The organism is Streptomyces sp. NBC_00209 (assembly GCF_045206345.1).
Taxonomy (GTDB): Bacteria; Actinomycetota; Actinomycetes; order Streptomycetales; family Streptomycetaceae; genus Streptomyces.
The window spans coordinates 2,874,617-2,894,473 of record NZ_CP108121.1 but is presented as its reverse complement, the minus strand read 5'-3'; the positions used below and the strand labels follow the sequence as shown (position 1 = coordinate 2,894,473).

At 72.5% G+C, this 19,857-nt stretch carries 15 protein-coding genes and 2 pseudogenes; 8 read left to right on the top strand and 9 right to left on the bottom strand.

The genetic code is table 11. From position 1 onward, the window contains the following. Positions 1-116 precede the first annotated feature (116 nt). The 3 genes and pseudogenes from OG867_RS12860 to OG867_RS12850 all read right to left on the bottom strand — a co-directional run bounded on the left by OG867_RS12860 (position 117) and on the right by OG867_RS12850 (position 4,293). Positions 117-3,083, bottom strand: coding sequence for a BTAD domain-containing putative transcriptional regulator (locus OG867_RS12860; protein ID WP_406285154.1), 2,967 nt, complete (start codon positions 3,081-3,083; stop codon positions 117-119). A 238-nt stretch (positions 3,084-3,321) separates the two neighbouring features. Beyond that, positions 3,322-3,934, bottom strand: a pseudogene (locus tag OG867_RS12855) (MerR family transcriptional regulator). 155 nt (positions 3,935-4,089) lie between these two features. Then, the gene (locus OG867_RS12850; protein WP_132902898.1) at positions 4,090-4,293 is read right to left on the bottom strand and encodes a cold-shock protein; all 204 of its coding nucleotides are present in this window, start codon (positions 4,291-4,293) and stop codon (positions 4,090-4,092) included. Positions 4,294-4,577: 284 nt separating this feature from the next. Here OG867_RS12850 and OG867_RS12845 point away from each other — a divergent pair, with 284 nt between their 5' ends. The 4 genes from OG867_RS12845 to OG867_RS12830 all read left to right on the top strand — a co-directional run bounded on the left by OG867_RS12845 (position 4,578) and on the right by OG867_RS12830 (position 9,371). Further along, positions 4,578-5,456, top strand: a complete 879-nt coding sequence (locus OG867_RS12845) for a menaquinone biosynthetic enzyme MqnA/MqnD family protein (RefSeq protein ID WP_406285152.1) — start codon at positions 4,578-4,580, stop codon at positions 5,454-5,456. A 243-nt stretch (positions 5,457-5,699) separates the two neighbouring features. Then, entirely contained in the window at positions 5,700-7,448 is a 1,749-nt protein-coding gene (locus OG867_RS12840) for a serine/threonine-protein kinase (RefSeq protein ID WP_406285149.1), read from the top strand. A 71-nt stretch (positions 7,449-7,519) separates the two neighbouring features. Beyond that, positions 7,520-8,719: a cyclic dehypoxanthinyl futalosine synthase gene (gene mqnC, locus OG867_RS12835; RefSeq protein WP_403989680.1), complete on the top strand. Its 1,200-nt coding sequence runs from the start codon at positions 7,520-7,522 to the stop codon at positions 8,717-8,719. A gap of 7 nt (positions 8,720-8,726) precedes the next feature. Beyond that, positions 8,727-9,371, top strand: coding sequence for a hypothetical protein (locus OG867_RS12830; RefSeq protein WP_406285147.1), 645 nt, complete (start codon positions 8,727-8,729; stop codon positions 9,369-9,371). A 3-nt stretch (positions 9,372-9,374) separates the two neighbouring features. Here the strand turns inward: OG867_RS12830 and OG867_RS12825 are convergent, their stop codons facing one another. The 4 genes and pseudogenes from OG867_RS12825 to OG867_RS12810 form a co-directional block, all read right to left on the bottom strand. After that, a complete protein-coding gene (locus tag OG867_RS12825; RefSeq protein ID WP_406285145.1) occupies positions 9,375-10,049 on the bottom strand; it encodes a DUF3152 domain-containing protein in 675 nt (224 codons plus the stop codon). A gap of 124 nt (positions 10,050-10,173) precedes the next feature. Continuing rightward, positions 10,174-10,901: pseudogene (locus tag OG867_RS12820) on the bottom strand (DUF3152 domain-containing protein). A gap of 112 nt (positions 10,902-11,013) precedes the next feature. Further along, on the bottom strand, positions 11,014-11,901 hold the full coding sequence (locus tag OG867_RS12815; RefSeq protein WP_406285143.1) for a hypothetical protein: 888 nt from the start codon (positions 11,899-11,901) through the stop codon (positions 11,014-11,016). An 11-nt stretch (positions 11,902-11,912) separates the two neighbouring features. Next, complete coding sequence (locus tag OG867_RS12810; protein ID WP_328901675.1) at positions 11,913-12,422, bottom strand: SigE family RNA polymerase sigma factor; 510 nt, start codon at positions 12,420-12,422, stop codon at positions 11,913-11,915. 132 nt (positions 12,423-12,554) lie between these two features. Between OG867_RS12810 and OG867_RS12805 the strand changes: the two genes are divergently transcribed. Together OG867_RS12805 and OG867_RS12800 are read left to right on the top strand one after the other, a co-directional pair. Beyond that, positions 12,555-13,247 (top strand): demethylmenaquinone methyltransferase, encoded by a 693-nt coding sequence (locus tag OG867_RS12805; protein ID WP_328901676.1) that lies wholly within the window; start codon positions 12,555-12,557, stop codon positions 13,245-13,247. 171 nt (positions 13,248-13,418) lie between these two features. After that, entirely contained in the window at positions 13,419-15,869 is a 2,451-nt protein-coding gene (locus OG867_RS12800) for a zinc ribbon domain-containing protein (protein WP_406285140.1), read from the top strand. 9 nt (positions 15,870-15,878) lie between these two features. Here OG867_RS12800 and OG867_RS12795 read toward each other — a convergent pair whose 3' ends face one another. Next, positions 15,879-16,400, bottom strand: a complete 522-nt coding sequence (locus tag OG867_RS12795; RefSeq protein WP_406285137.1) for a GNAT family N-acetyltransferase — start codon at positions 16,398-16,400, stop codon at positions 15,879-15,881. A 97-nt stretch (positions 16,401-16,497) separates the two neighbouring features. On the opposite strand from OG867_RS12795, the gene OG867_RS12790 reads away from it, so the two are divergent. Then, positions 16,498-17,781, top strand: coding sequence for a geranylgeranyl reductase family protein (locus OG867_RS12790; protein WP_328901679.1), 1,284 nt, complete (start codon positions 16,498-16,500; stop codon positions 17,779-17,781). Positions 17,782-17,889: 108 nt separating this feature from the next. Here the strand turns inward: OG867_RS12790 and OG867_RS12785 are convergent, their stop codons facing one another. After that, positions 17,890-18,723: a C40 family peptidase gene (locus tag OG867_RS12785; protein WP_328901680.1), complete on the bottom strand. Its 834-nt coding sequence runs from the start codon at positions 18,721-18,723 to the stop codon at positions 17,890-17,892. 758 nt (positions 18,724-19,481) lie between these two features. Between OG867_RS12785 and OG867_RS12780 the strand changes: the two genes are divergently transcribed. Further along, positions 19,482-19,841 (top strand): NADH-quinone oxidoreductase subunit A, encoded by a 360-nt coding sequence (locus OG867_RS12780; RefSeq protein ID WP_328901681.1) that lies wholly within the window; start codon positions 19,482-19,484, stop codon positions 19,839-19,841. The last annotated feature ends 16 nt before the right edge of the window (positions 19,842-19,857 follow it).

Below are 19,857 nucleotides of genomic sequence, written 5' to 3'. Positions count from 1 at the left end.
GTTCAGAGCCGTTCACCTTAGTGCGCGGTTCCACCGTCGAATCGCCTGCCCCCCGACGCGACGCTTCGACGGGTACGAGACTGCCGGGCGGCGATAAACGAACGATGAACGCGGAGTCAGCGCGCCTGGGACGAGGTGCGGGCGAGCAGGCCGCGCACCATGTCGCCCTCGGGTGCCTTCAGCTGATCGAAGAGCGCCAGCGCCTCCTGCCAGCAGACCTTGGCGCGATCCGCCTGCCCTATGCCGTCCAGGGCCTGCCCCAGCACCGTCAGCACATTGGCGCGGCGCCAGTCGCCTCCGACGTGGAGCAGCACCGTCAGCGCCTGCTCGGAGAACTCGGCGGCCCGGGCCGGACGCCGGCCCGCCAGATGCACTTCGGCCAGCCGGAAGAGGGTCATCCCCTCCCAGAGCCGCTGGCGGCTCTCCCGGAAGACGGCGAGGGCCTCGGTGAGACGCCCCTCGGCCTCGCTCTGCCGGCCCGCCCGGGTCAGGGCGAGGCCCAGTGCGTACCGGCCGTTCGCCAGGCGCAGGGTGAGTCCGAGGCGGGCGTAGAGGTCGATGCCCCGGCCGGCGAGCTCGACGGCGCTCGCCGTCCGCCCGATGGCCAGATGGACGCGGGACAGATTGCACAGGGCGCTGGCCTCGCCCGCCTGGTTGCCGTCGGCCCGGAACGCGGCGATGGTCTGCTGGAGAAGGACTTCCGCCTCGTCGTGCTGATTGCGGTACGCGGCGATGATCCCGAGCTCGTTCGGTGCGTTGCAGTGGGTCCAGACGTCATCGACCGACGATCCGAGAGCCATGGCCTGCCGGGCTTCGTCCTCCGCTCGGTCGAAGCGGCCGGCCGTGCTGTGGACCTGGGCGAGCGTCGTCCGCGCCCGCGCCTCGGAGCGGGCGTCACCGGCCACGGTCGCGGCATCTCGCACGGTCGTGGCGGCCGACTCGAACTGGCGTGAGTTGGCGCCCGATTCCGCGAGGTCCTTGGAGGCGAGCAGGAGATCCACCGCACGCCGGACGGTTCCGGCGGCGCCGCTCTGCTGGACGCACGCGAGGAGCGGGCTCGCCTCCGCGTACAGCCAGTCGAGAGCCCGGCCGTGATCCGAGAACGAAAGGCCGGGGCGGTCCGTGTGCTCCAGGTGGTCCACGGTGCGGTCACCCGGCCGCTCCAGCGCGTACACCCCCGCCGCCGTCGCCAGGTAGAAGTCGAGCAGCCGCGACAGCGCCTCCTCGCGCTCCCCGGGCTCCTGCTCGTCCCGCTCCGCGCAGGAGCGCGCGTACAGGCGGACCAGGTCGTGGTAGCGGTAGCGGCCCGGGGCGGCGGACTCGACCAGGGACGTGTCGACCAGGGCCTCCAGGAGGTCCTCCGCCGTGTGCGGGTCCCGGTCGAGGAGGGCGGCCGCGGCGGCGAGCGAGATGTCCGGGCCGTCCGCGAGGCCGAGGAGGCGGAAGGCGCGGGCCTGGGCCGGTTCCAGCTGGCCGTAGCCGAGTTCGAAGGTGGCCTTCACCGCGAGGTCGCCCGCCTGGAGCTCGTCCAGGCGGCGGCGCTCGTCGGCCAGCTTGGCGGCCAGGACCGAGACGGTCCAGGTGCGGCGGGAGGCCAGCCGGGAGGCGGCGATCCGGATCGCGAGGGGGAGGAAGCCGCACGCGGCGACCACGTCGAGCGCGGCCTCCCGCTCCGAGCTGATCCGCTCCTCGCCGACGATCCGGGTGAAGAGCTGAAGCGCCTCCTCCGGCGACATCACGTCCAGGTCGACCAGGTGCGCCGCCGCCAGGTCGACCATCCGCACCCGGCTCGTCACCAGCGCCGCGCAGCCCTCCGTGCCGGGGAGCAACGGGCGGATCTGGGCCGCGTCGTGGGCGTTGTCCAGGAGGACCAGGACCCGGCGCCCGTCGAGCGTGGACCGGTAGAGCGCGGCCCGTTCGTCCAGCGTCTCCGGAATGGCCGAGTCCGCGGTCCCGAGCGCCCGCAGGAACGCGCCGAGCACCGTCTCCGGCTCGGCGGCCCGGGCCCCGGCGCCCTGGAGGTCGACGTACAACTGCCCGTCCGGGAAGTGGCGGCGGGCCCGGTGGGCGACGTGGACGGCGAGCGTGGTCTTGCCGACGCCCCCGATCCCGGCCAGCGCGGAGACGGCCATCACGGACCCCTCCACCGTGGCGAGCCGGTCGCCCAGCTCGCGTACGAACGCGTCCCGCCCGGTGAAGTCCGGGACGGTCGCGGGCAGCTGGGCCGGGCGGACCGGTGCCGCGGCCGGGGCCGGGTCGTCCGCCGGGCGGGCCAGCTCCTCGTCGGCGCGCAGGATGCGCTGCTGGAGCCGGCCCAGCTCCGCGCGCGGATCGACCCCCAGCTCCTCGGCGAGCAGCCGCCGGGTGTCCGCGTAGACGGCCAGCGCCTCCGCCTGCCGGCCGCTGCGGTACAGGGCCACCATCAGCAGCTCGCGCAGCCGCTCCCGCAGGGGGTGCGCGGCGGTGAGCGCGGTCAGTTCGGAGACCGCCTCCGCGTGGCAGCCGGCCTCCAGGTCCAGATCGAGGCGGGTCTCGGTGAGCTGGAGCCGCCACTCCTGCAGACGGGTGCGCTGGTACTCCGCGTACGGGCCGGGCACGGAGGCCAGCGCCTCGCCGTCCCACAGGCCGAGCGCCTTGTCGAGGAGGGCCCGCGCCGCGTCCCGGTCGCCGCCCGCCCGCGCCTTCTCCGCCCCGGCGGCCAGCTCCTGAGCCACGGTCAGGTCCAGCGCCTCGGAGCCGGTGCGCATCGCGTAACCGCCGGAGTCGCTGACCAGCGTCTCGGGGCCGAGGACCTTGCGCAGCCGGGAGGCGTAGGTGCGTACGGCGGCCAGCGCCTGCGAGGGCGGCTCGTCGCCCCAGATGCCGTCGATGAGCTCGGCGGCCGTCGCGGTGTGCCCGCCGCGCAACAGCAACGCCGTCAGCAGCGCGCGCTGCTGCGGCGATCCGGACGGCAGCGTCTCGCCGCCCCGGTGGGCCCGGACCGGGCCGAGTACGGAGAAGTGCAGCACGGCCTCGTCCTCCGGGCCCCGCTCGGGAGTCCGCTGCTGCGGAACGCGTACCCGTGGCCCGTCGTCACGGCCCATTGCTGCCTCCTGTCCTGCCTGCGCACGGCCCGGCACGGTCACTGTGTCCGGATCGGTCATAGGCCGTCCGGATTGCTCCATACCGTTGATATCGCCGTCAACAGTCTGCCTTGTGAAGGGTCGGCCCGTCAGTAACGGATGACTCTCTGCACAAGCCCTCGACAACGATCCGGAACAGGGCAGTCGGGACAGGAGCACACGAAGCGGGGCGCCCGTCCCGGGACGGGCGCCCCCGGTCTCAGGCCGTCGCCCGGACCACCGGCTCCTGGAGCTCGGTCACCCATCCGTCCCGGTCCTCCGGGCACTCCAGGCTGATCTCGCGGGCGTACCCCGCCGACCGGTAGCCGTTGGCGTCGATCCAGCGGGCCAGCGTCTGGGCGGTGGGCAGTACGGAGTCCATGGAGCCCCGGTGCACGACGGTCGCCGCCTCGAACGGGGGCAGCTCGACCACGCTGATCCCGGTGTCACCGACCGGCCCGACGGGCGCGGAGACCGTCACCCCGCATGTGTCCCTCGCTCTCGATGGACCGGAGCCTCGCCTCGACCCGCGCCAGCCGTGCGGCCGCCGCGGCCATCGCCGCCTCCAGCTCCGTACGCCGCAGCCGCAGCATCCCGCGCAGCTCCTCCGGGCCCATCGCGTCGTCCAGGACGGCCCCCACCTGCTGGAGCGTGAAGCCGAGGTCCTTGAGCGCGATGATCCGGTTGAGCCGGGCGAGCTGGGCGGCGCCGTAGTAGCGGTAGCCGGTCGAGGGGTCGGTGCGGTCCGGGTGCAGCAGCCCGATCTCGTCGTAATGACGCAGCATGCGGGCCGACACCCGCCCGTACCGGGCGAAGTCTCCGATCGTGAACATGACGTCTCCCACTGCACGGCTTCACACGGTGTGAAGGTAAAGGACCGGTCCGGAACGGCCCGCGCACGGGCAGGAGCCCCGCTCCTCCGCCGGGGCGGAGGAGCGGGGCTCCTTGGGTACTGCTCTTACCGGCCGCGATCGGCCGACCCGGGCAACTAGGCCGGGGTGACGTTCTCAGCCTGCGGACCCTTGGGGCCCTGAGTGACGTCGAAGTTCACGACCTGGTTCTCCTCAAGGGAGCGGAACCCGGACGAGTTGATCGCGGAGTAGTGGACGAAGACATCCGGGCCGCCGCCGTCCTGGGCGATGAAGCCGAAGCCCTTTTCAGCGTTGAACCACTTGACGGTTCCGGTAGCCATAAGCCCTCCTTGGGCCAAAGGGTTGCCCTGCTCCAGAACCTGCAATGAAGTCTGAAAACTACAAAAGCCTGCGGGGTTACATGCTCCGCAGGCTCTGTACTGCAAGGGAAACCAAACTGCAACTTGCTGCCGAGCCTAGCACGCAGCGTGTCCGTAGGGGTAGAGGGAAAGATCACTTCACCCGGATGTTTGACAGCCTCCCGGATGAGCCATCCGGGAGGGCCTCCCCGTGCGCCGCAGCCCCCGGTGGAGGGGGCACGAAGGTACGGGTCTAGCCTCGCGATGTGGACAATTCAACCGTTTCAAACGTCGCGGGCGACGACCGTCGCCCCCGGCCGCGCGTCGGCCACATCCAGTTCCTCAACTGCCTTCCCCTCTACTGGGGGCTGGCACGCACCGGAACCCTGCTCGACCTGGAGCTGTCGAAGGACACCCCGGAGAAGCTCAGCGAGCGACTGGTCGGGGGCGAGCTGGACATCGCCCCGGTCACCCTGGTCGAGTTCCTGCGCAACGCGGACGACCTGGTCGCCTTCCCCGACATCGCGGTCGGCTGCGACGGCCCCGTCATGTCCTGCGTGATCGTCTCGCAGCGGCCGCTGGAGGACCTGGACCGGGCCCGCGTCGCCCTCGGCTCGACCTCCCGCACCTCCGTACGGCTGGCGCGGCTGCTGCTCGCCGAGCGGTACGGAGTCACCCCCGACTACTACACCTGCCCGCCGGACCTGGGCCTGATGATGCAGGAGGCGGACGCCGCCGTCCTCATCGGTGACGCGGCCCTCCGCGCCAACCTGCACGACGCCCCCCGCCTCGGGCTCCAGGTCCACGACCTGGGCGCGATGTGGAAGGAGTGGACGGGCCTGCCGTTCGTCTTCGCCGTCTGGGCCGCGCGCAAGGACTACCTGGCGGCCGAGCCCACCGCCGTCAAGCAGGTCCACGAGGCGTTCCTCGCCTCCCGCGACCTGTCCCTGGAGGAGGTCACCAAGGTCGCCGAGCAGGCGGCGCGCTGGGAGGCGTTCGACGCGGAGGTCCTGGAGCGCTACTTCACGACGCTCGACTTCCGCTTCGGTCCGGCCCAGCTGGCGGGCGTCCAGGAGTTCGCCCGCCGCACCGGCGAGGCGGCGGGCTTCCCGCCGGACGTGAAGGTCGAGCTCCTCGGCGGATGAGAACATCCCGCCGCCGGGGAATGGAATTTTCGATTTCGTTGAATATGCGATGAATGGCGGATTGCGCAATCGGTCATCGGCGGGGACCGGCGCATTCACGCCTTTTATCGCGGTGAATGACGTCGTTCGTTCCCTTGGGGGCGAAATCGGCGGATGGTTTCTCCCGTGACCGGACGAGACTTCACGGACACGAACTAGGCTTCGGTCGGAGGTCCGGCCGGTTCCACAGGGGGAGTCCTTAATATGCAGCCGCTGGAAGCCGGGGAACCGCTCAGCATCGGCTCCTACCGGCTGCTGGGCAGACTCGGCGCCGGCGGCATGGGCCGTGTGTACCTCGGGCGCAGCGCCGGCGGCCGCACCGTCGCCGTCAAGGTCGTCCACCCCCACTTCGCGCTCGACGAGCAGTTCCGCGCCCGTTTCCGGCGCGAGGTGGAGGCGGCCCGGCGGATCGGCGCCCAGTGGACCGCGCCCGTCCTGGACGCCGACCCGGACGCGCCCGTCCCCTGGATCGCCACCGGTTACGTGGCCGGCCCGCCGCTCTCCGCGGCCGTCACCGAGCACGGCCCGCTGCCCGAGCACGCGGTACGGGTGCTGGGCGCCGGCCTCGGCGAGGCCCTGACCGCCGTGCACGAACGGGGCCTGATCCACCGGGACGTGAAGCCGTCCAACGTCCTGCTCGCCCTGGACGGCCCCCGCCTGATCGACTTCGGCATCGCCCGGGCCATCGACGCGACCACGTCCCTCACCTCCACCGGGGTCTCCGTCGGCTCGCCGGGCTACATGGCGCCGGAGCAGATCCGGGGCACCGAGCTCTCCGGCGCCGCCGACGTCTTCTCGCTGGGCGCGGTCCTGGCCTACGCGGCGACCGGCTCCGCACCGTTCCTCGGCGACTCCTCGGCCGTCCTCCTCTACAAGGTCGTCCACGAGGAACCGGAGTTGGGCGATCTGGAGGGCGGTCTGCGCGAGACCATCGCCGCCTGCCTGGCCAAGGACCCGGAGCGGCGGCCCACCCCGGACGAGCTGGCCCGCAGGCTGCTGCCCGGCGGCGCGGCGGCGGCGGTCGCGGCGGGCTGGCTGCCCGGGCCGCTGGTCCGGGAGGTCAGCAGCTCGGCGGTGGCGCTGCTGGACCTGGAACCGCAGGAGGCCCCGGTGCAGTCGGGCCCGGTGCCGTTCAGCAACCCGTCGCTGGGGACGGGGAGCCCGTTGGCCGGGCAGGACACCGGGGCGGGCGAACCCGCCGGGGGCCCGTACGGTTCGCCCGCCGCCGCGCTCGGCGTCTTCGGTCCGCCGGTCGCCCCGCCGCCCCCCGCGACCGCCGGGGCCGACGGGCTGCCGGGGCAGCGGACCGGGGACCGGAGCCTGACCCTGGGGGCGACGGCGGGCGGCGACGGGGCGGGACGACGGCGCGTCAGCTGCACGCTCGCGCTCGCGGTGGCCGGAGCGCTGGCCGCGGTGACGCTGGGCAGCGCCTTCCTGCTGGACCTGATGCCGGGCACGGGCGGCGACACCGGCAACGTCGGGCAGGCGCCGCCCGCCACCTCCGGCGAGCCCTCGCCGCCGAAGGACTCGGCCACCGGCTCGGCGACGCGGCGTCCGACGACCGCCCCGGGCGGGGCCGCCGAACTGCCCGACGCGTTCGTCGGCACCTGGACGGGCCCGCTCACCGAGAAGACCACGGGCGAGCCGCACGGCACGCTCACCGCGGTCTTCACCAAGGGCCGCGAGGGCACGGACGTGGTCCGCCTGACCACGTCCCTCTCCCTCGGTATCGAGATCACCTGCCACAGCGTCGCCACCCTCACCGCCGCCTCCGACGACGAGCTGAAGCTGCGCGAGCGCGCCGACCCGGACCGCCCGAGCACCGCGGGGCTCTGCACCACCACCCCGGCCGACCTCCACTTCACCCGCGCCTCCGACGGCACGCTCCGCTTCCGCTCCGACGAGAAGGGCGCGGGACTCCCGTACGGCACGCTCACCCGGTCCGACGGCTGACCGCCGACCCCCCTGGCGTACGCTGAACCGGTCCGTAGCTCCGTTGAAAACCGCCGAAAGGTGACAGCCCGGTGACCGAGAAGGCCGACCTTCAGCCCATCCTCGACCGAGCCGCCGAAGGCGGCCGGATCACCCCGGAGGAGGCGCTCGACCTCTACCGGTCGGCGCCGCTGCACGCCCTGGGCGCGGCGGCCGACGCCGTGCGCCGCCGCCGTTACGCCGGTACGGAGCACATCGCGACGTACATCATCGAGCGCAACATCAACTACACCAACGTGTGCGTCACGGCCTGCAAGTTCTGCGCGTTCTACGCCGCGCCGAAGGACACCGCCAAGGGCTGGTCCCGGGACCTGGACGACATCCTGCGCCGCTGCGCGGAGACCGTCGAGCTGGGCGGCACGCAGATCATGTTCCAGGGCGGGCACCACCCGGACTACGGCGTGGAGTACTACGAGGAGCACTTCTCGGCCATCAAGAAGGCGTTCCCGCAGCTGGTGATCCACTCGCTCGGCGCCTCCGAGATCGAGCACATGGCCCGGATCTCGAAGGTCTCCGCCGAGGAGGCGATCAGCCGTATCCACGCGGCCGGTCTCGACTCCTTCGCGGGCGCGGGCGCCGAGCTGCTTCCGGCCCGGCCGCGCACGGCCATCGCGCCGCTGAAGGAGTCCGGCGAGCGCTGGCTGGAGATCATGGAGATCGCGCACGGCCTGGGCGTCGAGTCCACCTCGACCATGCTGATGGGCACGGGCGAGACGAACGCCGAGCGCATCGAGCACCTGCGCATGATCCGTGACGTGCAGGACCGCACCGGTGGCTTCCGGGCGTTCATCCCGTACACGTACCAGCCGGAGAACAACAAGCTGAAGGGGCAGACGCAGGCCACGCTCTTCGAGTACCTGCGGATGATCGCCATCGCCCGGCTCTTCCTGGACAACGTCGCCCACATCCAGGGCTCCTGGCTCACCACCGGCAAGGAGGTCGGCCAGCTGTCGCTGCACTACGGCGCGGACGACCTCGGTTCGATCATGCTGGAGGAGAACGTCGTCTCCTCGGCCGGGGCCAAGCACCGCTCCAACCGGCTGGAGATCATCGACCTGATCCGCAAGGCGGACCGGGTCCCGGCCCAGCGCGCCACGACGTACGAGCACCTCGTCGTGCACGACGACCCGGCGAACGATCCGGTCGACGAGCGCGTCGTCTCGCACATCTCGTCCACCGCGATCGAGGGCGGTACGGCACACCCCGAGCTCAAGCTCCTCAGCGCCAACTGACCCCGCCGTGCTGACGATTCACGCCGCCGCCCTGCTCCTGCCGGGCGGCGGCCGCGCACCCGTGCCCGGCGGTGCGGTGGCCGTGCGGGACGCGGTGGTCGCCGCCTTCGGGCCGTACGGGGACCTGGCCGCCGCCCACCCCGGCGCCCGCGTCCGGCGCTGGCCGGGCGTCCTCACCCCGGGGCTGGTGCAGCGCGACGCGGTCCGGCTCCTGGCGGAGTGGTACTTCCCCGACCCCCGCGAGGCCGACGCGCTGGGCACCGAGCCCCTGAGCGGCGGAGCGCTCGACGCGCTGGGCCCCGAGGAGACCTGGCGGGCGGGCAGCGTGCGGCGCGGGCTGCACCGGATGCTCCGGCACGGCACGACGGCGGTGACGGCGGGCCCCGGGGCCTCGCCCGCGCTGCTCACGGCGGTCCGGCGGTCCGGGCTGACGGTTGCCGGTCCGGGCGCGCTGCCCACCTGTGGGCCGCGGCTCGACCCGCTGGCCGGGGCGGGCGCGGTGGCGGAGGCGACGGCGGCACCGCTCGCCGCCGGGGGCCGCGCGGACCTCGCCGCCTTCGACGCCCCGGACGAGGCGGCGCTCCTCGCGGCGGGCGCGGTCAGCTGCGTGGCGACGATCGCGGGCGGGCGGCTGGTGTACCGGGGGCGGTAGCGCCTACGGCACCGGGGGACCGCCGAGGTAAGCCCCGTTCTTGTCGTAGGGCCAGGCGTTGGCGACGCAGCCCTTCAGGCCGTCGATCTGCTGCATCATCGCGGGCGCCGGGCGGCCCTTGCCGGGGCAGGTCTCGTGGCCGTGGCCCAGCCAGTGCCCCACCTCGTGGTTGATGATCAGGGCGCGGTACTCGCCCAGCGGGCCGTCGAACTCCGGCGAACCCGTCTGCCAGCGCTTGAGGTTGACCATCACGACCGTACCGACCCGGCAGTTGACCTCGCCGTGTGTGTCGAGTCCGCTCGCGCCGCAGACGCGGTCGGTGGTCTCCGGGGTGGCGATCCGGATGACCAGCCCCGCCGGGCCCTTGGCCACCTGGCGGAACCGGTGCTCCCCGTGGTGCGACCAGCCCCGGGGCGCGGCCAGGATGCGCGCGACGACGGAGGCCGCCCTGTCCGCGTCGAGCCCGGAGCCGTCCTCCACCTCCACCCGGTAGGCGTTCCCCGTACCGCTGTCGGTCGCGGCGGCGCGGGCCACGGTGAAGGCGGCGGGTGCGGGCCCGCGTGCGTCGTTCCAGCGGAGTCCGACGACGGCGGCAGCCGCGAGTACGACGGGGACGACAGCCCATGTGAGCAGCCTGATCCGGCCGCTCTCCCCCCGGCGCCCCTTCCCTCCGGGCATCCGTAACCCTCCCCAGCGATCGACGTTCCGTCCCCCGCTGTAGGACCGGTGATCGGCGCAATTGGTTCAGTCCGCAACCACATGAGGTCGTGGTGCGGTCATGGAGAGGGCGCCTGAAGGATCGTTACGGCACCGAGGGGCCGCCCAGGTATGCCCCGTTTTCGGCATACGGCCAGGCGTTGGCGACGCAGCCCTTGAGTCCGTAGATCTGCTGCATCATCGCGGGGGCGGGGCGGCCCGCGCCGGGGCAGGTCTCGTGGCCGTGGCCGAGCCAGTGGCCGACCTCGTGGTTGATGATCAGGGCGCGGTATTCGTTCAGCGGGCCGTCGAACTCGGGTGAACCGGTCTGCCAGCGCTTGAGGTTGACCATCACCTTCTCGCTGATCCGGCAGTTGACCTCGCCGTGCGTGTTCATCCCGCCCTGTCCGCAGATCCGGTCCGTGGTGCCCGCCGTCGCGATGCGGACGACCAGCCCGGCCGGGCCGGAGGCCACCCGGCGGAACGTGCGCTTCCCGCCCTGCCCCCAGCCGCGCGGCGCGGCGAGGATGCCGGCGATCCGGTCGGCGGCCTCCTCCGGATCGACGCCGGTGCCGTCCTCGACCTCGACGCGGTACGCGTACTGCCCGGCGGACGACGGGTCGGCGCGGGCGGTCGTGAAGGTGCCGGGGCCGGAGGCGGGGATACGGGTGGGGCTGGGCTTCACGGAGGGAGACCGGGACGGCTTCGGGCTCCGGGTGGGCTTCGCGGAGGGTGTGGGGGAGGGCGAGGCGGGGGACGCGGCGGCGGGCTTCGGTGCGGCGGCCGCCGCCGGGGCGCCGCACCGCCCGCCCAGCGGGGTGCGAGGACCACCACGACGCCGATCAGCGCCGCCGGTACTGCGATAGCGGCGAGCACCCGTATGCGGCTGCGCCGCGCCCGTCTCGCGCGTCTTCTGCCGCCTCCGCCATGCCGCCCCCGTCTGCTCTCAGCCCCCACGGACAGAGCCCTCCTTCGCTTCCATCGGACGTGCGTCCGCATAAGCAACCAATTCGATGAACTTCGCGTCCCCGGCGACGGCCACCAGTTCGTCGGCGGTGACCGGTGCCGAGACCATCGCGTCGGCGTCACCCCCCACGGTGAGCGTGACGCGGCTGTGCCCGTACGTGAAACGCACGGAGACCCCGGTGATCGTATTGCCCCCCTTGGCGTTCCCGGCCGCCGTGATCGCCTGGGCCATGATGCCCCCCGGCAGTGACACCTCGTCACACCGGAGTCCCTTCACCGCGATGTCGAGGCAGGGCCTGTCCGCCCGGGCCGCCTTGCCCGTGGCCAGCGGGCGTACGGAGAACGTGATGGGGAAGACCGGGCTGCCCTCCCCGCCCCGGTACCGGTTGACGGCGATGTCGACCAGCCGGACCGGGCCGATCGCCTTGGGCAGGAGCGCTTCGAGCACCCCCGCCGCATCGTTCTGGAAGACCCGCTGCTGTGAGAACTCGTCCTTCGGCAGGTCCGCCATGGAGGTCTCGCCGGGGCTCGGCTCGATGTGCACGGGGGGCCGGACGGGCACCGCGGTCGCCGTGGGGACCGGCGAGGTCTGCGAGGCCGCCGACCACGCGCGTACCGGCTCCCCGCCCCCGTCCCACACCGGCAGCGCGGCGCCGAGGACGCCGAGGCCGACGATCGCGGCCGCCGTCGCACCGATGGCGACACGGGCCCGGGCCCGGCGGCGGCGGCCCTGGACCAGGGCGCCGGGGACCAGATCGGGCAGCGGCGGCGCCCCGTCGGTGGCCCGCTCCATGGCGGACCGGACCAGCAGCTCCTCGTCGTCGCGGGCGGGCTCGTCGCCCGGAGCGGGATCCATCAACACGTACACGGCGTCACTCCTCAGCTTCGGGCGGTGTAGAGGTGCGCGTCGCCCAGGCGGGCGCGCAGCGTGGCCAGTGAGCGCGAGCACTGGCTCTTGACGGTGGAGGGGCTGCACCGCAGCAGCCCGGCGACGGTCTCCACGCTCAGGTCCTCCCAGTAGCGCAGGACGACCATCGCCCGGGCCCGGGGCGGCAGTTCGGCGAGGGCGGCGAGCAGCGTGACCGTGAGCTCGGGGCCCACCGCCGGGGCGGGCGCGGCGATCGGCGTGTGCGCGAGGAGGTCGCGCAGCCGGCGGCGGCGCTCGGCGATGTAGGTGCGGGTGAGCACGGTCCGGGCGTAGGCGTCCGGATGGTCGGCGGCGCCCGCCCGGTGCCAGTGCTGGAACAGCTTGGCCAGCGTCGTCTGGGTCAGGTCGCGCGCGGCGTCGGCGTCGCCGCAGAGCAGGTACGCGGTGCGGTAGAGCCGGTGCTGACCGGCGCGGGCGAACTCCTCGAAGCCGTCGGCACCCCGGCTGGCTCCCGTGAACATCTGCCCCCTTCCCTGTTCTCCTCGAAGGTCTCTTCGTGAGTACTGAGTGCCGCCGGGCGGAAAAGGTTGAAGCGGGTTTCGCCGGGGCGTCCGCCGCGAACCGGCGCGGGGCGGGCTGCTTGAATGGGGTGCGTGACCCGAGCATCCCTGGACAAGCAGCCGCACGAAGTCGCCTCGATGTTCGACGGCGTGGCGGCGAACTACGACCTGACCAACGATGTGCTCTCGCTCGGCCAGGACCGGGTGTGGCGCAAGGAGGTCGCCAGGGCGGTCGACGCCCGGCCCGCGCAGAAGATCCTCGATCTGGCGGCCGGCACGGCGACGTCCTCGCTGCCGTTCGCCGCGACCGGCGCGTACGTCGTGCCGTGCGACTTCTCCATCGGCATGCTCCGCGAGGGCAAGAAGCGCCACGCCTGGCTGCCCTTCACCGCCGGCGACGCCACGAAACTCCCCTTCCGCGACGAGACCTTCGACGCGGTGACCATCTCCTTCGGCCTGCGCAACGTCCAGGACACGGACACGGCGCTGCGCGAGCTGTACCGGGTCACCAAGCCGGGCGGCCGGGTCGTCATCTGCGAGTTCTCCCAGCCCGTCTGGACCCCGTTCCGCACGGTCTACATCGAGTACCTGATGCGCGCCCTCCCCCCGGTCGCCCGCGCGGTCTCCTCCAACCCCGACGCCTACGTCTACCTCGCCGAATCCATCCGCGCCTGGCCCGACCAGCCCGGCCTGGCGAAGAAGCTCCAGCAGGCCGGCTGGTCCCAGGTCGCCTGGCGCAACCTGACGGGCGGCGTGGTGGCCCTGCACCGGGGTGTACGCGGCTGACGTTTCCGGCGCTTTTGCCGGACCGGGGACGGCAACCGCGCCCCGCGCGAAAGCGGTTGCCGGGATTCCGAGTTGACGGGAACCGGTGGGCGGGGAAGATGTGTCCGTTGATACGGCACGCGTCGTCCCCGTTTCCGTGTGTCACCGTCCCCGGCCCGCTGCGGAGCTCTCATGCCCTCGTACTGCCCCTTCTGTGGAACCCAGGCGCCCGACGACGCGCGCTTCTGCATGAAGTGCGGGCGGGAACGGCCCGTTGCACCGGCCGCGCCCCCGCAGCCCGCCGCCCCGCCGCCGCCGAGCGGTGCGCCCGGGGTCGAACCGCCCGCGGTGCCCGCCTATATGACGCGGCCCGCCGCGCCACCGCCCGGGTACGCGCCCGTACCGGCCGGGCCCTCGCCCGCCGGGATCTTCTTCGGGCGGGTGATGCGCGGGGACTGGGCGGGCTCACTGAAGGCGGCCGTCTGGCCGACCGGGCTGATCATCGGGCTCGCCGTGGCGCTCGCCATCCCCGACTACGGGCAGGGGGACGACGTCGTCGTCGGGTGGAGCGACCGGCTGCGGATCGCGCTCGCGATGCTGCTCCAGGCGTTCGGCGGCGGCTTCGAGGTCCGGGCCGTCGTGCCGGGCGGTGGCGGCGGATACGGGGGCGCTTCGCCGTACGGGGACACGTACGGCGACTTCGATCCGGGCGGGCAGAGCCAGACGACGCTCTCGCTGATCCCGCTCACCGTCACCGTGCTGTGGATCGGCGCCCTCGTCCTCGGCGCCCGGGGCGTCCGGCGGCAGGGCGGCGGCCTCGACGCGGCGGTCCGGATCAGCGTCGTGGCCACCGCCGCTGTCCTGGTCCTCGGGCTCTACGCCCAGCCGGAGATCGAGAGCTACTCGCTCCACTCCTCGCCGGTCCTCGCGGCCCTCGGCGCCCTCGCCCTCGCGCTCGTCACCACCTGCGCCGTCCTGCAACGCGACGTCGCGGCCGCCTGGCTGGCCCGGCGGCCGGGGGCGCAGAGCTTCGTACGCGCCACCGGGACCGCCGTCCGCGCGCTCGGCGCCGTCCTCCTGCTCTGCGGCCTGATCGGCTACCTCACGTACGCCACCCTGGACGACGTCAACGGCACGGCCCTGCTGATGGCCCTGCCGCTGCTGCCCAACATCGCACTGATGGTGCTCTCGGTGAGCTGGGGCGGCTCCGTCGAGTACGACGCGCGGGGACAGGCGGACATCATCGGCTCCGGCATGGACCACGGCTCGTTCGGGCTCGGTGAGCTGAGCGACGCCGCCAACGACTGGGCCCTCGTCGGCGCGCTCGCCGCGGGCCTCGTCTGCGCGCTCATCGTCGGGCTGCTCGCGGGGCGCCGCTCCGCCGACCGGCGCGAACAGGTCACCGCGGGCGGCCTCTTCCTGCTCGGGTTCCTCGCGCTGACCGCGATGAGCGGCCTGTCCGCCGAGTTCTCCGGGAACGTCGCGGACATCGGCGGCTCGGGCACCCTGGACGTCTCGCCCAGCGTCGCCGACGCGCTGCTGTTCGGGCTGCTGTGGGTCGGCGGCGCGGTCCTCGTCGCGCCGTACCTCGCGCGGATGACGGGCGGCGGCGGCCCGGGCGGCGGCTCCCCGGCGTACCCGGCCCCGCCGAGCCCGTACGGCCCGCCGAACCCGGGCCCGCACATCCCGGGTCCGTACACCCCGGCCCCGGGTCCGTACACCCCGGCTCCGGGCCCGTACACCCCGGCGCCCGGCCAGAACCCCGCCCCCGGCCCGTACGCCCCGGGCCCCGGCCCGGCTCCGCACACCCCGCCCGCCCGGTCCACGGCCGCCGAGGCCGGCGTACCCGAGGCCGCCGCGCCCGCCGCCGAGCCGCCCACCAGCACCCTGCACGCCCCGTACGCCCCCGCCCCGGACCCCGCCCCCGCGCAGCCCCCCGCGCCCCGGCGCCGGCGGGCCGTCCTCGTCTGGGGGGCCACCCTCACCGCCGCGCTCGTCCTCGGCGGCGGGGCCACCGCCGGCACCCTCGCCCTGATGGACCGCCACGACGACGACCCGGGCACCTCGGAGAACGGCAAGGGCAAGGGGAGCGACCGGGCGACGGCCGCCCAGGACCGGACGAGCGAGGCCCCCTCCGAGGAGGCCCCGTCCACGGAGGCGAGCGCCACCACCGACCCGGCCGAGCTCGTCTTCCCGGACGGCTACAGCGTCATCGCCGACACCGCGGGCTTCTCGTTCGCGCTGCCGGACAACTGGGAGCGCCAGGGCGAGAAGAACCACCAGGTCACCTACGCCGCGGCCCCGGGCGACACCGCCCTGCTGAAGGTCGGCGTCATCGCGGACGCCCCCTACACCTCGTACGAGAACTTCAAGGCCCTGGAGAAGACCGCCGCCGCCAACCAGCGGAACTACCAGCAGATCCAGCTCTCGGCCAACACCTTCCAGGGCCGCCCGGGCGCCCGGTGGGAGTACACCTACGAGGACAAGAGCGGTCAGACGGTCCACGCGATCGACCAGAGCTACATCGCCGAGGACGGCACCGAGTACGCCGTCTACGTCACCGAGCGGGACGTGGACTGGGTCGCTGCCCGCGAGGTCTTCGACACCGCCCTGTCCACCTGGATGCTCAACGACGTCGACTAGGCCCTGTCGTCACAGCTCCAGCCGGAAGACCCGGACCTCCTGGTCCGGCCGCTGCGGCGTCGTGAAGGTCTCGGCCGGTTCCATGCCGAGGCGCAGGGCCAGCGCGGCCGACCGCTCGTTGAGCACGTCGACCGCCGCGACCACCCGTTCCACCCCCGCCGCGCGCAGCCGCTCCAGTGTGAGGCGCGCGGCGGCCGTCGCGTAACCCAGCCCCCAGGCCGAGCGGGCCAGCCGCCAGCCGATCTCGGTCTCGCCCACCGGGCCGTAGGCGGCCGGTCCCCACGGCTGCGCGCCCGTGAAGCCGACGACCCGGTCCTCCCCGTCGAGCACGGTCCACAGGCAGTAGCCGAGTTCGGCGTCGTGTCTGCGCTGCCGCGCGGTCCACTCCTCGTACATCGACAGCTCCTCGGCCCGCCCGCCGAAGAACCGCATCACCTCCGGGTCGGCGAAGGCCCGGTGCCAGGCGACGGCGTCCTCGTCGGTCGGGACACGCAGCTGTACGACGGGCGGAGCGGCAGGCGCGATTGACATGGGGCAGCCCTTCGGAGGGTTGGTCGGCAGGCCCCCATAGACTGCCTTGGACCTGTGCCGCGCGGCACGCGAATTCGAGTCTTCGGGAGAACCGACCGTGACCGAACCCCTGTCCGAACACAGCGCGGACGTCATCGTCGTCGGGGCGGGCCCCGCCGGCTCCACGACCGCGTACTACCTGGCCCAGGCCGGACTCGACGTCCTCCTCCTGGAGAAGACCGCGTTCCCGCGCGAGAAGGTCTGCGGCGACGGGCTCACCCCGCGCGCCACCAAGCAGCTCGTGTCCATGGGCATCGACATCTCCGAAGAGGCGGGCTGGCTGCGCAACAAGGGCCTGCGCATCATCGGCGGCGGCGTCCGGCTCCAGCTGGACTGGCCGGATCTGGCCTCTTACCCGGACTACGGACTCGTCCGCAAGCGCGACGACTTCGACGAGCAGCTGGCCCGCAACGCGCAGAAGGCCGGTGCCCGGCTGTACGAGCGGTGCAACGTGGGCGCCCCGATCACCGACGAGCGCACCGGCCGGATCACCGGGGTGCACGCGAAGCTCGGCGAGGAGAAGACGCCGGTCACCTTCCACGCCCCGCTCGTCGTCGCGGCCGACGGCAACTCCACCCGGCTCTCCCTCGCGATGGGCCTGCACCGCCGCGACGACCGCCCGATGGGCGTCGCCGTGCGCACGTACTTCACCTCGCCCCGGCACGACGACGACTACCTGGAGTCCTGGCTGGAGCTGTGGGACCGGCGCGGCCCCGAGGAGAAGCTGCTGCCCGGCTACGGCTGGATCTTCGGCATGGGCGACGGCACCTCCAACGTCGGTCTCGGCATCCTCAACTCCTCGTCCGCGTTCAAGGAGCTGGACTGGCGCGAGGTCCTGAAGGCGTGGTGCGCGTCCATGCCGGAGGACTGGGGCTACACCCCGGACAACATGACGATGCCCATCCGGGGCGCCGCCCTGCCGATGGCCTTCAACCGCCAGCCGCACTACACCAAGGGCCTGCTGCTCGTCGGTGACGCGGGCGGCATGGTCAACCCGTTCAACGGCGAGGGCATCGCGTACGCCATGGAGTCCGGCCAGATCGCGGCCGACGTCATCGTCCAGGCGCACGCCCGCGCGACCCCCGCCCAGCGGGAGCTGGCGCTGAACAACTACCCGAAGGTGCTCAAGGAGACCTACGGCGGCTACTACACGATGGGCCGCGCCTTCGTGAAGCTGATCGGCAATCCGAAGGTCATGAAGGTGGCGACCCAGCGCGGCCTGACGCACCCGCTGCTGATGAAGTTCACCCTGAAGATGCTCGCCAACCTCACCGACCCGACCGGCGGCGACGCGATGGACCGCATCATCAACGGTCTGGCGAAGGTGGCGCCGCGCTCGTAGCGCCCGTTCACAAACGAAGGAGCCGTCACTCCCGAGCGGGGGAGTGACGGCTCCTTCGTGTGCCTCACGTGCGGATCAGGCTTGTGAATCCGTGAACACGCGGATGTCTCAGAGGACGCGGACCGCGCCGGTCGGCATGTCGTAGTCCAGCGGGCGCTGCACCACACCGGTGGAGGAGTTCTGCGCGCCGACGAACTGGCCGCCGCCCACGTAGATCCCGACGTGGTACGCGCTGCCCGCGCCGCCCCAGTACAGGATGTCGCCCGGCTGGAGGTTGCTCAGCGAGACCTGGGTGCCGGCGGTGGACTGGCTCTGCGAGACGCGCGGCAGGTCGACGCCCACGGTGCGGAACGCGGCCTGGACCAGGCCCGAGCAGTCCCACGAGTTCGGGCCGGTGCCACCGGACACGTACGCGTCGCCGACCTGCGCCTGGGCGAACGCGACGACGGAGGCCGCGGAGCCGGTGGCGTTGGAGGAGTACGAGGTCGTGGCGGCGTTGGTGGAGCCGGACGACGAGGAGCCGGTGGTCTTCTGGAGCGTGGTGCGCGCGGCGTCGCGGGAGGCGCGCTCGGCGGCCTCCGCCTTGGCCTTGGCGGCCGCCTCGGCCTTCTTCTTGGCCTCGGCCTTGCGGACGGCCTCGGCCTTGGCCTTCTTGGCGTCCTTGGCGGCGCTGCTGGCCGCGGCGTCCTCCTGGGCCTGCGTCTCCAGGTCCAGGGCGACCTGCTGCGTCGCCTCGGCGGACGCGGCGACGGTGGTGGAGAGTCCCGCCGTGATGGTGGGCATCTCGATCGTCTGGGTCACCGGTTCGGCCTGGGCCGGGCCCGCGGCACCCGCGACCGCGATGGTGCTGAGGACGCCACCGGCAACTCCGGCCCGCAGCGCCGACGTCGAGGCGTTTCGGCGGGGCTTCCGGTGGCTGGGTATGTGAGCGGTGTGGGACATGGGTACTAGCGCTATCAGGGCGCGCGGGGTCCCATCAAGAAACGTGTGTTGCGACACAGTTACGTCCGGAATCTGTGAATCCGCTTTCTGAGGGCCTTTATTGACGCCGTAACGGGCAAATCGGGCAGTCGTGATCATGGCTGTGATCACGGGTTTTCTGCAATACGCCCGAATTGCCCGTCGCTTACCACCCGTTCACACTGTTGGCCAAGCCCGCTTCTATAACGGCTGATGTGGAGTGATGCAGCTCACAGCATGGTCTTGCTGTGATGGGCATACGAGGGCGCGGCACGGGAAGCGGCGGTCCGCGTCCACTTCGTTCCGCGTGCACCCTCGCGCGAGCGACCCCTGTCCGGTTCTTGCCTCCGGTCACCCCATCCCGGCCGCCCGGACCCAGAGTGGGGCAGATCCCTTTATCACCCCCTCGTGTCCATCGCCAATTTTGCTCCCAGTGCCGTGGCTTGATAGTGCGACACCCCTTTGACCAGCGGTAACGGGAGGAGATGTCACCTCTCGTGATCACTCGGCCGCTTCGTGTACGAAGATCACCGCTCATCCGACTTCATGATCGTTCGTCAGGTGGTGGAGATCACAAAGACGTTGGTGACCCCCGTGTCGCAGATCACAGGACGGCGGGCATAGGATGCGGGGCAGTCGGGCTTGTGAACTGCCTCACATGTGCACGATCTTGGTGAGGCGGGGAGCCGGTTCGCCCGATGCGGTCCATCGGTCAAGGACGACTGGAAGGAGCGAGGAGCGTGAATGCCTACGCGCCCATCCTCGTGCTCGGCGCCCTCGGGGCAGGGTTTGCGATCTTCTCCGTGGTCAGCGCCACGCTGATCGGTCCCAAGCGGTACAACCGGGCAAAGCTCGAAGCGTACGAGTGCGGTATCGAACCCACCCCGACTCCAGCCGGAGGCGGCCGCTTTCCCATCAAGTACTACCTGACGGCGATGCTCTTCATCGTCTTCGACATCGAGATCGTCTTCCTCTATCCCTGGGCGGTCAGCTTCGACGCCCTGGGGATCTTCGGGCTCGTGGAGATGCTGCTCTTCGTGCTCACCGTCTTCGTCGCCTACGCGTATGTGTGGCGGCGCGGCGGTCTGGAATGGGACTGAGGGGCTGAGGGGCACA